Raw genomic sequence first — 14835 nt, forward strand, 5'->3', positions numbered from 1 at the left:
TTATTCGCCCGCATCGCGTCACGTCCGCCTCTGAAACGCGTGCCCGCGCGGCACCGCCGTCCGGACAACAAGCGATAATAGACACCCTATCGCTCGAGACCGACGGCTCAACCCAATGATCATCCGCCCGCATCTCCATTGGTTCCGCATGCTGCTCGCGTGGCGGGGTTCGGTCCTTCCGCAGTTGCTACCGCGGCTCGCGCTGATCTTCTGCATCTCGATCGTCGCACTGGCCGCCCACGACCACCTGCTGCCGATTTCGCTGAACCTCAACACGACCGCGCCCTTCTCGCTGATCGGCATTGCGCTCGCGGTGTTCCTCGGCTTTCGCAACAACGCCAGCTACGATCGCTGGTGGGAAGCCCGCAAGCTGTGGGGCCAGCTGCTGAACGAGTCGCGCTCGCTCACACGCCAGGTCTTCACGCTGCCGTCCCGGCCGTTGCCGAAAGAAGACCTCGAAGCATTTCTCGCCGCGCTCTGTGCGCTGCCTCACGCGCTGCGCCACCAGCTTCGTAAGAGCGATCCCCACGACGATCTCGCCGCGCGCTTGCCCGCGCCGCTGTTCGAGCGCGTCATCGCCTCGCGCTACAAGCCGGCGACCTTGCTGCTCTATCTCGGCGAATGGGTGCAGCACCAGGCGCAGGCAGGCGCTATCGAGCCGATGGCGGTGCTTGCCCTCGACCGGAACCTGAACGGACTTTCGGATGTGATCGGCGGATGCGAGCGCATCGTCTCGACACCACTACCGTTCGCGTACTCGGTGATGATTCACCGTACGGTGTATTTCTTCTGCGCGTCGCTGCCGTTCGGGCTGGTCGACAGCATCGGCGTTTTCACGCCGGTGTTCGCGGTATTCGTCGCTTATACCTTCATGGCGCACGAAGCCATCGCATCGCAGCTCGAAGAACCCTTCGGCACCGACGACAACGACCTCGCACTCAACACGATGTCCACCATGATCGAGGATGCGCTGCGCGATCTGCACGGCAAGCCGGCACGCACGTTGTCGAGCCGGCAAGCGGAAGACTATCTGTTCGATTGACCGTGTGCGAGGCGCAGGCGATGCGCGCACTCAGTCGTTGCCGACCGTCTCCGACAACCGCTTGAGCGTCGCCACCCGCGCGCCGATGATGTCGATGCGCCCGCGTTCGTCGACCACCGGCGTGGTGGCGGCGAGATACGCAGTCCAGGCTTTTTGCGCGCGCACGAGCGTGGGACGCGAATGCACCGGCATCTTCGACTGCAAGCGGCGGTAGTAGCGGTTCAGATCGAACATCGCGTGCTCGCATTGCGCGTCGGCGCTACAGGCACGCGGACGAGGCGGCGGCGGCCCACTGGCCTTGTCCACCGCGCTGCGCAGCGCGAGCGCGCGGTCGCGCACCGGCTGCAACTGCATGTCGGCTTCGGCCAGCACGTACATCGTGCCGCGCGTCGTCGCGAACACCGCGGCCAGCAACTGCTTCTCGGCCTCGCGCGAGGCGAGCCAGCTCGTCTGGCTCCTTTCCCACAGCTTGCGCCGAGCGGAGGGCAACTTCGCCTGAAGCTGCTGCCACGCGCTGTCCAGCGCGGCCTTCCAGCCGATCCGCGCATTGTCCATGCACTGCACCTGCCCCACCGTCGTCGACATGTCGCTGCGCGCGAGACACGAGCGCATCGACGCGTCGATCGGATCGGCGGCCGCGACCTCGGCATGCGCCGCCGGCGACAGCGCGCCGACAAGCGCCGCAGACGCCAGCATCAGCGCGCCGGCGATGCGCCGCCAGCTAGCGGCACCCAGCCAGGACTTCAGAGCTCGCATCGTCAGGCGCGAACGCAATCGACGAAATATTCGATGCGCCCGTTGATCATTTCGCCGACCAGCCCGTGGATGTCCGTATGGAAACCCGGGAAGCGCTCATTGAACTCGCGCGCGAAACGCAGATAGTTGACGATGGTCTTGTTGAAGCGCTCGCCCGGAATCAGCAACGGGATGCCCGGCGGATACGGCGTCAACAGGATCGACGTGACGCGGCCTTCGAGTTCGTCGATCGGTACCCGATCGATCTCGCGATGCGCGAGCTTGGCGAACGCGTCGGACGGCTTCATCGCCGGCTCCATGCTCGACAGGTACATCTCGGTCGTCAGGCGCGCGATGTCGTTCGCGCGGTAGACGCTGTGAATCTGCTGGCACAGATCGCGCAAGCCGACGCGCTCGTACATCGGATGATGCGCGACGAACTCGGGCAGCACGCGCCACAGCGGCTGGTTGTTGTCGTAGTCGTCCTTGAACTGCTGGAGTTCGGTGACCATCGAGTTCCAACGGCCCTTGGTGATGCCGATCGTGAACATGATGAAGAACGAATACAGCCCGGTCTTCTCGACGATGATGCCGTGCTCGGCCAGGTACTTCGTGACGATCGCGGCCGGAATGCCGGTCTCGCCGAAGCCGCCGTCCATGTCCAGACCCGGCGTGACGATGGTCGCCTTGATCGGGTCGAGCATGTTGAAGCCTTCGGCGAGCGGACCGAAGCCGTGCCACGCGTCGTTCGGACGCAGCATCCAGTCTTCGCGCGAGCCGATGCCCTCTTCCGCGAACTGGTCCGGGCCCCACACCTTGAAGAACCAGTCATCGCCGTATTCGGCGTCGACCTTGGTCATCGCGCGGCGGAAGTCGAGCGCTTCGGCAATCGACTCTTCGACGAGCGCCGGGCCGCCCGGCGCTTCCATCATCGCCGCGGCCACGTCGCACGACGCGATGATCGCGTACTGCGGGCTCGTGGACGTGTGCATCAGATAGGCTTCGTTAAAGCGGTGCTTGTCGAAGCGGCTGTTCTTCGAGTCCTGCACGACGATCTGCGAGGCCTGCGAAATGCCGGCCAGCAGCTTGTGCGTGGAGTGCGTCGCGAATACCATCGCGCCGATGCGCGGACGGCCCGCGCCGATCGCGTGCATGTCCTGATAGAACTCGTGGAATTCCGCGTGCGGCAGCCAGGCTTCGTCGAAGTGCAGCGTGTCGAGCCAGTCGCCCAGCATCTCCTTGATCATCTCGACGTTGTAGATCACGCCGTCGTACGTGCTTTGCGTGATCGTCAGAATGCGCGGCTTGAGGCCCGGGTTCTTCGCGAGCGCTTCGCGCGCGAACGGATTCGCCTCGATCTTCTTGCGGATGTTTTCCGGCTCGAACTCGCTGCGCGGAATCGGGCCGATGATGCCGAAGTTGTTGCGCGTCGGCGTGAGGAACACGGGGATCGCGCCGGTCATCGTGATCGCGTGGAGAATCGACTTGTGGCAGTTGCGATCCACCAGCACGATGTCGCCCGGCGCTACCGTGCCGTGCCAGACGATCTTGTTCGAGGTCGACGTGCCGTTGGTCACGAAGAACACGTGGTCGGCGCTGAAGATGCGCGCGGCGTTGCGCTCCGAGGCCGCCACCGGGCCGGTGTGGTCGAGCAGCTGGCCGAGTTCGTCGACCGCGTTGCAGACGTCGGCGCGCAGCATGTTCTCGCCGAAGAACTGGTGGAACATCTGGCCGAGCGGGCTCTTCAGAAACGCGACGCCGCCCGAGTGGCCCGGGCAGTGCCACGAGTACGAACCTTCTTCCGCGTACTGCACCAGTTCCTTGAAAAACGGCGGCGCGAGCGAGTCCAGATACACCTTCGTCTCGCGGATGATGTGGCGCGCGACGAACTCCGGCGTGTCCTCGAACATGTGGATGAAACCGTGCAGCTCGCGCAGGATGTCGTTCGGCAGGTGGCGCGAGGTGCGCGTTTCGCCGTACAGGAAGATGGGGATGTCAGCGTTGCGGCGGCGCACTTCCGTCACGAACGCGCGCAACGCGACGATCGCCGCGGCCAGCTCCGGCGTCTCGCCTTCCACGACCACGTTGTCGACGTAGGGCAGCAGCTCGTCGTCGTCGATCGACAGGATGAAGCACGACGCGCGGCTCGACTGCTGCGCGAACGAAGTCAGGTCGCCATAGCTCGTCAACCCGAGCACTTCCGCGCCTTCTTTCTCGATAGCTTCGGCCAGAGCCCGGATGCCGGAACCCGAGATGTTCTCGGAGCGGAAATCTTCGTCGATGATGACGACGGGAAAACGAAACTTCATGGGCGATTCTCCAAAAAGAACGACCGCTGCATTCTGTCAAAAGCAGCGGTCACCCTGTGTATCCAGTGGGTCAGTGCGCTGCCGACGTCACGTCTTGGGCAACGTGACGCCGTGCTGACCTTGATATTTGCCGCCGCGATCCGCGTACGACGTTTCACAAATCTCGTCGCTTTCGAAAAACAGCACCTGGGCGACGCCTTCGTTCGCGTAGATTTTCGCAGGCAAAGGTGTCGTATTCGAGAATTCGAGCGTGACGTGGCCTTCCCATTCCGGCTCGAACGGCGTCACGTTGACGATGATCCCGCAACGCGCGTACGTGGACTTGCCCAGACACACCGTCAGCACGCTGCGCGGAATGCGGAAGTACTCGACCGTGCGCGCGAGCGCGAACGAATTCGGCGGGATGATGCAAACGTCGCCCTTGAAATCGACGAACGACTTCTCGTCGAAGTTCTTCGGATCGACGATGGTCGAATTGATGTTCGTGAAGATCTTGAATTCGTCGGCGCAGCGGATGTCGTAGCCGTAGCTCGACGTGCCGTAGCTGACAATCTTCCGGCCGTCTTCGGAGACGCGAACCTGATCGGGCGCAAACGGCTCGATCATCTTGTGCGACGCGGCCATGCGCCGGATCCACTTGTCGGATTTGATGGTCATAGGTGAACGCTGCTCGACGTGAATGACAGGTGTGTGACGGATAACAACCCGGCGGAACCGGGCGACTTTCGGGTAATGGGGCGCTGACTTCGCGGCACCTTCGAGGTCCGCGGGCTGCGCTGCGCGCCGCCTGAACGGGCCTTGCCACGCTCCGGGACCGGGTGCTCGACACCGGCTCCCACTAAGGATTTTTGCCCGGCGCCCCAACGGAAGGCGCTTATTTTACGCGATCACGAGAATGCTGCCGTGGGCAATGTCTGAAGGGCTCGCCGCTCACTGGCGAATCACGCCGCAGGCGATGGCGGAGCCGGCGCCATGCGGTGGGTAGGCGTAGGGATCAGCCGCATCGCGATGCAGCAGCACGGCGCGCTGCAACACCGAACGGATGCCGTCGAGCGAAACATCCGGCGCGACGATGAAGCCGGTGGCCACGCCGTTTGCATCCGCATGAATGTTGGCGAGGTCGCCTTCGACCCGCGCCCCCACCTTGAGACGCTCGGCCGCCGGCGAGAAGATCGGGCCCGCGCTGGAGCCGTCGGCGGCATTGCAGTCGCCGCGTTCGTGGACCTGCAATGCGTGGTCGCTATTGGGCGGCAAGCCCGTGAGGTTGTAGGTGACCTGCACGCCGTCCGAGCGCTCGATAAACGTCACGAGGCCGCGCGCCTGATTGCCCACGGTGGGCAGCAACTGCGCGTCGGCACGCTTTTCCTGTGGTCTCAGGAACGCGCTGCAGCCGCTCAACAGCACACAGCTGGCAGTCAGGACGATGAACATATGCACCGCCTGCCCGTCGATTCGTTTTCCCATGCGATCCTCTTGCCGGCCGGCGAGCGCCCCTGCGGCCGCCGAGCCGAACCTGTGAAGTCGACATGATACCGCGAGACCAGGCGCAAATAGGCGCCTTGGCCCCTTGTCCGAATGGCTGCTCAGGTGTTCTGCACGACGATGTTGGGAAACTTCGACGTCATGTCGCGAGCCCGCTCGGCGATATGGATCGCCACCTTGCGCGCGATCGAGCGATAGATCTCCGCGATGCGCCCGTTCGGGTCCGCCACGACAGTGGGCTTGCCCGAGTCGGCCTGCTCACGGATCGCGATGTCGAGCGGCAGGCTGCCGAGCACGTCCACGCCGTATTCCTTGCCCATCCGCTCGCCGCCGCCGGCGCCGAAGATATGCTCTTCGTGGCCGCAGTTCGAGCAGATATGCATCCCCATGTTCTCGACGATGCCGAGGATCGGAATGCCGACCTTTTCGAACATCTTGAGACCCTTCTTCGCGTCGAGCAGCGCGATGTCCTGCGGTGTCGTGACGATCACGGCGCCCGTCACCGGTACGCGTTGCGAGAGCGTGAGCTGGATGTCGCCGGTGCCCGGCGGCATGTCGACGATCAGATAGTCGAGGTCGTGCCAGTTGGTCTGCCGCAGCAGCTGTTCGAGCGCGGAAGTAGCCATCGGGCCGCGCCACACCATCGGATTGTCCTGCTCGATCAGAAAGCCGATCGAACTGGCCTGCAGGCCGTGGCCGGTCATCGGGTTCATCGACTTGTCGTCGGGCGACTCGGGACGGCCGGTGATACCGAGCATCATCGGCAGCGACGGGCCGTAGATGTCCGCGTCGAGCACGCCGACCGACGCGCCTTCGCTCGCCAGCGCGAGCGCCAGATTCACGGCGGTCGTGCTCTTGCCGACGCCGCCCTTGCCGGACGCCACCGCCACGATATTCTTGACGTTCGGCAGGAGTTTCACGCCACGCTGTACGGTATGCGCGGCGATTTGCTGGGACACCTCGACACGCGCATGGACGACGCCCGGCACGGCGCGCAGCGCGTCGGCGAACTGGGCGCGAATCGCTTCGAACTGACGCATGGCCGGATAGCCGAGCACCACCTGGAGGCTGACGGCGTCAGCTTCCACGGCGACGTTGCGGATGTTCTTGGCGGCCGCATACGGCAAGCCGGTGTTGGGGTCAGTGACGGCTGCGAGGGCAGCGTCGACCAATGCCCGATCGATACTCATTAACACTCCGTGGGGGAACACGCACGGCGCGGTGGAATCGAAGTTTCGGCCACGCGCCGGAATTTGAAAGAAATTGTTAGGCAGGATTGCGAAATCCAGACGGCCCGGGCACCCTTCGGGCAGGCGGAACGCCATGGGGTCGCATCACTGCGTGACTTCAACCACTATTGTAGTGGCTCACGCCGTGCGCTGCCGTAAGACCCTTCTTCACTGTCGGACCGGAGCGAAGAGAGGGTAGGATTTCCCTGTTTCGCGTGCTCTACCGTACCGCCGTAATGTTGCTCAGATAGATTGACGGCTATTCGCCGGTTTATTCGCTTCAATCAAGAGGAATCGAAAATGAATGCAAAAATCATGACTCGCCTGGCTGTTTTCGCCGTTGCCGGCTCCGTGCTGGCAGGCTGCGCCACGCAACAGGGCACTAACACCGCCGTTGGCACGGGCGTGGGCGCCGGCACCGGCGCGGCACTGGGCGCGATCTTCGGCGGCGGCAAGGGCGCGGCGATCGGCGCCGGCGTCGGCGCAGCAGTGGGCGGCGTCACGGGCTACAACTGGCAAAACATTCGCAACCGCATGTCGGGCGCCACCAAGGGTACCGGCACCGAGATCACCGAGCAGCCGGACGGCTCGCTCAAGCTGAACATTCCGAGCTCGGTCACGTTCGACACCAGCAGCTACGCGATCAAGCCGTCGTTCGCACCGGTGCTGGATCAGCTCGCGCAAACGATGCAGCAGAATCCGGAGATCGTCGCGTCGGTGGTCGGCCACACGGACAGCACCGGCTCGCCGCAATATAACCAGACGCTGTCGGTCAATCGCGCGCAAAGCGTGACGGGCTACCTCGGCCAGCGCGGCGTCGCGCCGCAGCGCCTGTCCGCCACCGGCATGGGCCAGAACCAGCCGATCGCCGACAACAACACCGAAGCCGGCCGGGCGGCGAACCGTCGCGTGGAAATCTATCTGCGCGCTACCGCCCAGCACGCACCGCAATAAGGACGAGGCTTCAGGAGAATGACGCGAGCGGGCACCGGGGCTCGGCCAGCGGCGCCCGGCCCGGCGTAAAAAGCGGAGGAAAGAAAATCTCGCACGAGAACGAAAAAAATTTCGAACTCTGCAGAAAATCCGCGGTCTGTCTTTACGGTACGTGGCTGGCGAAGCCGCCGCGTCACCATTCTCCTCTTGTCGTTGTTGCTCCGGGGTTTAATCACCCCGGTTTTTTTTTGGGCGCACGGCCCCCCCGGTTTTTTGCGCGCTTGCGCGCCGCGACCCACCGGCCCCGCGCCCGCGCGGCCCATCCCGCGCAGGGCGGCCGCCCTGCTAGAATCAACGTTTCGTCCCACCGCAGGCTCCCACCATCCTTATGTCAGCACCCGCCACCGATCTCTCCGCAGGCGCGCCGTCAGGCCGTCGCCAGATTCTCGTCACGTCGGCCCTTCCGTATGCGAACGGGCAAATCCATATTGGCCACCTGGTCGAATATATCCAGACGGACATCTGGGTCCGGACGTTGCGAATGCACGGGCACGAGGTCTACTACGTGGGCGCCGACGACACGCACGGCACGCCGGTCATGCTGCGCGCGGAGAAGGAAGGTCTCACGCCGAAGCAGTTGATCGAGCGCGTCTGGCAGGAACACAAGCGCGATTTCGACAGCTTCGGCATTTCGTTCGACAACTACTACTCGACCGATTCCGAAGAAAACCGCGTTCTCAGCGAAAACGTTTATCTGGCGCTCAAGGAAGCGGGCCTGATCGAAGCGCGCGACATCGAACAGGCGTATGACCCGATCAAGGAAATGTTCCTGCCGGACCGTTTCATCAAGGGCGAATGCCCGAAGTGCGGGGCGAAAGACCAGTACGGCGACAGCTGCGAAGTATGCGGTTCGACGTATCTGCCCACCGAGCTGGTCAATCCGTATTCGGTCGTGTCCGGCGCCACGCCGATCCGCAAGACCTCGACGCACTACTTTTTCCGCCTGTCCGACCCGCGCTGCGAGAATTTCCTGCGCGCGTGGGTGGGCGGCCTGGCGCAGCCGGAAGCCACCAACAAGATGCGCGAGTGGCTCGGCGACGCGGGCGAAGCCAAGCTCGCCGACTGGGACATCTCGCGCGACGCGCCCTACTTCGGCTTCGAAATCCCGGGCGCGCCGGGCAAGTATTTCTACGTGTGGCTGGACGCGCCGGTCGGCTACTACGCAAGCTTCAAGAACCTCGCCGAAAAGCGCGGCCTCGACTTCGACGCGTGGGTCCGCCAGGGTTCGAAGGCTGAGCAGTACCACTTCATCGGCAAAGACATCCTGTACTTCCACACGCTGTTCTGGCCGGCCATGCTCGAATTCTCGGGCCATCGCACGCCGACCAACGTGTTCGCGCACGGCTTCCTGACCGTGGACGGCGCGAAGATGTCGAAGTCGCGCGGCACCTTTATCACCGCGCAGAGCGTGATCGACACGGGCCTGAATCCGGAATGGCTGCGCTACTACTTCGCGGCCAAGCTGAACAGCACGATGGAAGACCTCGACCTGAACCTCGACGACTTCCAGGCGCGCGTGAACAGCGACCTGGTCGGCAAGTACGTGAACATCGCGAGCCGCGCGGCCGGTTTCCTGATCAAGCGCTTCGACGGCCGCGTGCAGGACAGCGCGATGCAGCACCCGCTGCTCGCCACACTGCGCGCCGCCGTGCCGCAAATCGCCGCGAACTACGAGGCGCGCGAGTACAACCGCGCACTGCGTCAAACGATGGAACTGGCCGACGCGGTCAACGCGTACGTCGACACCGCCAAGCCGTGGGATCAGGCGAAAGACCCGGCGAACGCGGTCGCGCTGCATGAAACCTGCAGCGTGAGTATCGAAGCGTTCCGCCTGCTGTCGCTCGCGCTGAAGCCGGTGCTGCCGAAGCTGGCCGAAGCGGTCGAGGCCTTCCTCGGCATCGAGCCGCTGGTGTGGGCCGACGCCAACGTGCCGCTCAGTTCCGCACGTCCGATCAACGCGTACAAGCATCTGATGACGCGCGTCGATCCGAAGCAGATCGAAGCGCTGATCGCGGCCAATCGCGATTCGCTGCAAGCCGCGCCGGAAGCGGCGGCACCGGCCGATGCGAAGAACAAGGCGAAGGCCGCGAAAGCCGCCGCCGCCAACCACGACGACATCCCCGGCGTGATCTCGATCGACGACTTCGCGAAGATCGACCTGCGCATCGCGAAGATCGTCGACTGCAAGGCGGTGGAAGGCTCGGACAAGCTGCTGCAACTCACGCTCGACGTGGGCGAGGAGAAGACCCGCAACGTGTTCTCGGGCATCAAGGCGGCGTATCAGCCGGAGCAACTGGTCGGCAAGCTGACGGTGATGGTCGCGAACCTCGCGCCGCGCAAGATGAAGTTCGGCCTGTCCGAAGGAATGGTGCTGGCGGCATCGGCGGCGGACGAGAAAGCCGAACCGGGCCTGTACGTGCTCGAACCGGATAGCGGCGCGAAGCCCGGCATGCGCGTGAAGTAACGCGCGGCGGCATCGCGCGCGGCGTTCGGCGCCGCGGGCTCGCATGAAAAAAACGGCACGCCTTTCAAAGCGTGCCGTTTTTTATTCGCCGGGTGGTGATGCGCGCAGCCGCATCGCACGACATCAGCACAAACGCGTCACCACAACGACTTGAACCGATCGAAGCGGCGCGTGTACAGCACGTCGGCTCCATAGAACGTGCCGCCGTAAGCGACCACTGACCAGTAGCGCGTCAGGTTGATGGTCGCCTTGATCGCATTGCTCGCCGATTGCAGCCCTTGCTCGTAGCCGATCACGAGCCACTCGTTGATCGCCTTCGACACCATCACCACCTGAGGATCGGTCAGCCCGACATCGCTTCGGCCGATCGAAAACTCGTCGAGCCCAACCGTCTCCGCGATCCGCTTGCCGGTCGCGCTGCCGAGCAGCGCGAGCGCGGTTGTCATCGTGCTTTGCTGGCCGAGGTTGTTGCCCTGATCCGTGCCATGTCCGAACAGCAGCCACGAGAGCTTTTCGTTATCCGGCACGCTCGGCTCCGACACCAGCCGCGCCACCGGCGACTGAACCGTGCCGGTCACCTGCACGCCCGCCTCGACCTGCTGGTTGCGGCGCATCGCCAGAATATTGATGCCGGGGTTCGTCACCGGACCGTTGAACGTGAAGAAACCATTTTCGATGGTCAGCTTGCGGCCGAACGCGGTATAGGTCGAACCCTGCGTGACGCGCACGTTGCCGACCGCGCGCAGCGGCGTGTTCGGCGCGCTCATCGCGGTGATCGTACCGGTCAGGCCGAGATCCGCGCCCTGCCCGCGGAAGCGGAAGTCATTGCCGAGGCTGATCTCGATATTGGCGTTCGGCGTGAACGGACCGACCGGCTGGGTGCCGCCCGCCACCGGCCGTGGCCGGCCACCTGAGGTGGTGCCGTCCGGGCGCACGATCACGACGTCGTCGCCGAGACTCGGCGCGGCCTGCTCCGGCAGATCGAACAGTGCGTGATCGACCACGAACTTGCCGTTGATCGCCATCCCGCGCTGCGCGCCGCCGTTGGCGATGCTCGCGCTGCCCGTCAGCGACAGATTGCGATCCGGCGACGCGAACAGTTCGAGCTTGTCCGCGACGATGCTCGCGGTCAGATCCGGCTCCGCGCCGTCCAGCCGCACGCGCCCGGTGGCGCGCAGCGTGCCGCTCGCGCCGCGGAACTCGACCTGCTGGAAGTCAACCAGATTCTCCGACAGCGCGATGCGCACCACGCCTTCCTTCAACTGCACGCCCTGGTCGACCATCGTCGCGGACAGGCCGTCGCCGATCAGCGAGCCGGTCAGGCTCGGCTTGGCGACCGTGCCGCCGAGCGCGAGCTTGAGCGCGAGATGGCCGTCGAGCAGATAGCTCGGGCCGAGCAGGCCGCCGGTCGTTTTCAGCGACGGCACGTTCGCGTTCACGCTGCCGGACAGCGCACCCTCGGGGTTGAAGGTCAGCAGGCCGTCGCGCATCACCAGCGTGGTGTGCGCGTCGGCGTCGATCACGCCGAGCCGGCTCGCCTGCGCGCGCAGCGTCGCGTTGAGGCGGTTGCCGCCGCTGAATTCGGCGCGCGCGCTTATATCTGAGATGCCGGTCGACGCGAGCCCGCGGCCAATCTCGACCGTGACGTCGCCGCTGCGCCGGCGCAACTGGATGTGGCCGCTCGCCGTGGCGCCGAGCGAGAAATCCCAGTCGCCGTCGAATACCAGATCGGTTCTGACGGCCGGCGGCTCGCCGGTGATCTCGTGGCGCAACTGCTGCAAACGCGTGACCGAAATATCGGTGAGGCTGCCCGCGGACTGGATCCTGCCGTGATCGAATGCGAACGACTTCAGACTCAGCACCGCGCCTTCGAGCGTCAGCCGCGTCGCGCCGAGTGTCAGCCGGTTCGGTGCGGCGCTCACCGCAAGCGGCGACTCGAGATTGAACGCCGGCGTGCCGCGGTTCTGCAGACGCGTCACGCTGCCGTCCCAGCGCGTGCCGTCGCGCGCTTCGGTCAGCTTGCCGTTGGCGGCGAGCGTCAGATCGAGCGGCCGGTCCTGCAGCTTGCCGGTGGCTGCCGCTTCGAGCGTGTGATTGGCGCGCGTGCCGGACAGGCGCGCGGTGAGCGTGCTCAGGTCGACGCCGCCCGCGCTGAGATTGCGCGCGTCGGTGGTGAAGGCGAGCGCGCCGTTCGCACCGTCGCGCAGTTCGGCGCGGCCTTCCGCATGGCCCACGCGGTTGCTGCCGAACACCACGCTGTCGGCCTTGTAGCTCAGCGTGACGTTCGGGTGCGCGAACGAGCCGGTGACGTCGCCATCGGCGGCGATGAGACCTGCGAGGCCGAAACCGAGCCGCTCGAGCTGCGGCGCGTCGATGCGAAACCGCAGCCGGTCGCCGCTCGCGCCGAAGCTGCCCTGCAAATCGACCTGGTTGCCCGCCACCGACAGATTCGCGCGGCTCGGCAGGATTCGCGAGCCGGCCAGCTGAATCGTGCCGCCGCCGGTCAGCGGCAGGTTGTCGTAGACGCTCGGGCCCAGCTTGAACTCGGCCTTGGTCGTGAAGACGGGACCCAGCACGCCGGCCGCGGTGAGCGTGCCGTTCACTCGCGCCTCGATCTTGCGCGCGGCAGGCGCGGCGTGTGTGGCGGCGCGAGCCGGCGCGGGCGTCCTGCGCTGCACCACCTCGGTCTGCACCGCGGCTTTGGCCGTGTTTTTTGCTATCGCGGCGGCCTGGTCGCCCGGCGCCGCGCTTCTTGCGCCGGCCGTGCTGCCGGCTTGCGCCGCGGCTTGCGCGGTGCGCGCGCGCTGCGCGCCGCTCGCCGCGGGCGCCGGGCCCGCGACCGGCGTGCGCGACGGCATCTGCGAAGCCAGCGTCAGCGGGTCGAAATCGGTCAGTTGCGCTTTCAGGTTGTAGGTGGAATTCGCGTCGTGCTTGAGCGCGCCGGACAAATCGATGCGCCCGCGCCCCGACGTGACGCGCACGTCGTTGAAGCTCATCCGGGCGGGATCGAACGTCACCTTGCCTTGCGCGCGCAGCGCCGCGCGCGGGTCGGCGAGATCGAGCGTGAGGCTCTGGATGTCGTCGTTCAGGCGGATGCCGATGGTCCCGGCGAGTTGCGTGGGCCGCACCGTCGCTTGCAGTGCGTTCAGGTCGAGCCCCGCTACGCGCAGATCGAACTGCCCGCGCCGGCCGGTCAACGCGCCGCCGCCGGTGACCGTCGCATTGCGGACGATCCGCACGTTCAGGTTCGAGATGTGCTGGGCCTGGGCGTCGAGCCGCACGTCGGCATTGGCGTCGATCAGCGGCAGCAGGTTCTGGTCGATCGCACCGGGTTTGGCATTGACGATCGATACGTGGCCGGTGACCGCGAAGCCTGCGGCGCCGGTTTGCGCGGCGTCGTGCTTGCCGTGGCCGGCAGCGTGGTTCGCAGCCGTGCTACCGCCTGGAACGACGGCGCTGGCCTGTCCCGGTGCGCCGCCCGCCGCGCCGCTGGCGGCATCCGCCGCACCGCTCGCACGACCCGCGACCGTCCCGCTGGCAGCGCTCGCCGCTGCGACACCGCTCGCGCCCGGCGCTCCCGCCTCATCCTGCCCCACGGGCTGCAACTCCGCGCGCACGGCCAGATCGGCCAGCGGCGCGCCGGGCGCGAAGGCTTGCGGATTGACATGGTCGAAGCTCAGCGTCGCACGTTGCAAGGGCACCGCGGCGAACGGCGTAGCCTCGAGCCGCGCATGGCCGGCGAGCTTCATACCGGTGGCATCGAGCTCGGCGACAAGCTGTTCGAGCGAGCCGCTCAGATGCCCACCCACCTCCACCGCCTCGTTGTTGACCTTGCCCGAATAGCCGACCTCGCCGGTGAGCGGAAACGGTTGCACGCCGTCGAGCTTCGCCGACGCCGTCACCGCGCCGAACGGCGTATCGAGCCGCTCGATGGCGGCCTCGTGATGAAGTCCGTCGCTGCGTCCATGAAATGCGAAGCTCGACAGTTCGGTGGTCGATGCGCCCTGATGCAGCAGCAGCTTGTCGACCTGCACGTCGCGGATGTCGAGTTGCATCGGCAAGCGCAAGTCCTGCGGCAGCTTCAGCGGTTCGCTGCTGCTCGACGACGACGCACCGATTCGCGCGTCGATCGTGCCGACATGCAGGTAGTCGATCGTGAAGCGCCACGGTTCGCGCGCGAGCGCCCAGCGGCCGGCGACGCGGTCGATCTGGATATCGGTGCCGCTGCCGTCGAGGGCGCGCCAGCGTACCTGCCGCAGTTGCACGCCGTTCGCGAGCGTGCCGCCCTCCAGCGTGCCGCCCAGCCGGCCGTCCAGCAGCCTGAGCGCCGCCTGCCACGCATAGGCGGTGCCGCGCTCGGTGGTCAGCGCGCCATACAGCAGGCCGACCGCCAGCCCGACCAACAGCACCAACACCAGCACCGTCGAGACGAACGTTTTCAGCAACACGCGGCCGAGCCGATGCCTGCGCGGCGGCGGTTCGGGCGGCGGCTGTCCGGGCGGCTCGGCGCCGGGCGGCTGCGGGTTGGGCGGGTCGGCTGCGTCCGTGGTCATGCGCGAATCATGTCAAAACAGGTTTTCA

At 65.7% G+C, this 14835-nt stretch carries 9 protein-coding genes; 3 read left to right on the plus strand and 6 right to left on the minus strand.

Translation table 11 applies throughout. The features are described from left to right. The first annotated feature begins 115 nt into the window (after nt 1–115). A complete protein-coding gene (locus tag PQQ53_RS14635; protein ID WP_408141573.1) occupies nt 116–1042 on the plus strand; it encodes a bestrophin family protein in 927 nt (308 codons plus the stop codon). Nucleotides 1043–1072: 30 nt separating this feature from the next. Here PQQ53_RS14635 and PQQ53_RS14640 read toward each other — a convergent pair whose 3' ends face one another. From PQQ53_RS14640 to apbC, 5 genes are all read right to left on the minus strand, one after another. Then, complete coding sequence (locus tag PQQ53_RS14640; protein WP_408141572.1) at nt 1073–1798, minus strand: lysozyme inhibitor LprI family protein; 726 nt, start codon at nt 1796–1798, stop codon at nt 1073–1075. Nucleotides 1799–1800: 2 nt separating this feature from the next. Then, nucleotides 1801–4086 carry an Orn/Lys/Arg family decarboxylase gene (locus PQQ53_RS14645; protein WP_408141571.1) on the minus strand — a complete coding sequence of 762 codons (2286 nt, stop codon included), beginning with the start codon at nt 4084–4086 and terminating at the stop codon, nt 1801–1803. 87 nt (nt 4087–4173) lie between these two features. Then, nucleotides 4174–4743: a dCTP deaminase gene (gene dcd, locus PQQ53_RS14650; protein ID WP_095417209.1), complete on the minus strand. Its 570-nt coding sequence runs from the start codon at nt 4741–4743 to the stop codon at nt 4174–4176. Between the two features lie 273 nt (nt 4744–5016). Beyond that, nucleotides 5017–5550: a superoxide dismutase family protein gene (locus PQQ53_RS14655; protein ID WP_408141570.1), complete on the minus strand. Its 534-nt coding sequence runs from the start codon at nt 5548–5550 to the stop codon at nt 5017–5019. Nucleotides 5551–5669: 119 nt separating this feature from the next. Continuing rightward, on the minus strand, nt 5670–6758 hold the full coding sequence (gene apbC, locus PQQ53_RS14660) for an iron-sulfur cluster carrier protein ApbC (RefSeq protein WP_408141569.1): 1089 nt from the start codon (nt 6756–6758) through the stop codon (nt 5670–5672). A 339-nt stretch (nt 6759–7097) separates the two neighbouring features. Here apbC and PQQ53_RS14665 point away from each other — a divergent pair, with 339 nt between their 5' ends. Both PQQ53_RS14665 and metG read left to right on the plus strand, forming a co-directional pair. Continuing rightward, nucleotides 7098–7751, plus strand: coding sequence for a YiaD family glycine zipper/OmpA-like lipoprotein (locus tag PQQ53_RS14665; RefSeq protein ID WP_175158612.1), 654 nt, complete (start codon nt 7098–7100; stop codon nt 7749–7751). 367 nt (nt 7752–8118) lie between these two features. Then, the gene (gene metG / locus PQQ53_RS14670) at nt 8119–10254 is read left to right on the plus strand and encodes a methionine--tRNA ligase (protein WP_408324589.1); all 2136 of its coding nucleotides are present in this window, start codon (nt 8119–8121) and stop codon (nt 10252–10254) included. A 137-nt stretch (nt 10255–10391) separates the two neighbouring features. Here the strand turns inward: metG and PQQ53_RS14675 are convergent, their stop codons facing one another. Continuing rightward, complete coding sequence (locus tag PQQ53_RS14675; RefSeq protein ID WP_408324591.1) at nt 10392–14807, minus strand: translocation/assembly module TamB domain-containing protein; 4416 nt, start codon at nt 14805–14807, stop codon at nt 10392–10394. Nucleotides 14808–14835 lie beyond the last annotated feature (28 nt).

The organism is Paraburkholderia strydomiana (assembly GCF_046030495.1).
In the GTDB taxonomy this organism is placed as follows: Bacteria; Pseudomonadota; Gammaproteobacteria; order Burkholderiales; family Burkholderiaceae; genus Paraburkholderia; species Paraburkholderia strydomiana_A.

Excerpts from the sequence above, each read along its gene's own strand:
- PQQ53_RS14635 (WP_408141573.1), top strand. The coding sequence starts at position 116 with ATGATCATCCGCCCGCATCTCCATTGGTTCCGCATGCTGCTCGCGTGG.
- PQQ53_RS14640 (WP_408141572.1), bottom strand. The coding sequence starts at position 1,798 with ATGCGAGCTCTGAAGTCCTGGCTGGGTGCCGCTAGCTGGCGGCGCATC.
- PQQ53_RS14645 (WP_408141571.1), bottom strand. The coding sequence starts at position 4,086 with ATGAAGTTTCGTTTTCCCGTCGTCATCATCGACGAAGATTTCCGCTCC.
- dcd (WP_095417209.1), bottom strand. The coding sequence starts at position 4,743 with ATGACCATCAAATCCGACAAGTGGATCCGGCGCATGGCCGCGTCGCAC.
- PQQ53_RS14655 (WP_408141570.1), bottom strand. The coding sequence starts at position 5,550 with ATGGGAAAACGAATCGACGGGCAGGCGGTGCATATGTTCATCGTCCTG.
- apbC (WP_408141569.1), bottom strand. The coding sequence starts at position 6,758 with ATGAGTATCGATCGGGCATTGGTCGACGCTGCCCTCGCAGCCGTCACT.
- PQQ53_RS14665 (WP_175158612.1), top strand. The coding sequence starts at position 7,098 with ATGAATGCAAAAATCATGACTCGCCTGGCTGTTTTCGCCGTTGCCGGC.
- metG (WP_408324589.1), top strand. The coding sequence starts at position 8,119 with ATGTCAGCACCCGCCACCGATCTCTCCGCAGGCGCGCCGTCAGGCCGT.
- PQQ53_RS14675 (WP_408324591.1), bottom strand. The coding sequence starts at position 14,807 with ATGACCACGGACGCAGCCGACCCGCCCAACCCGCAGCCGCCCGGCGCC.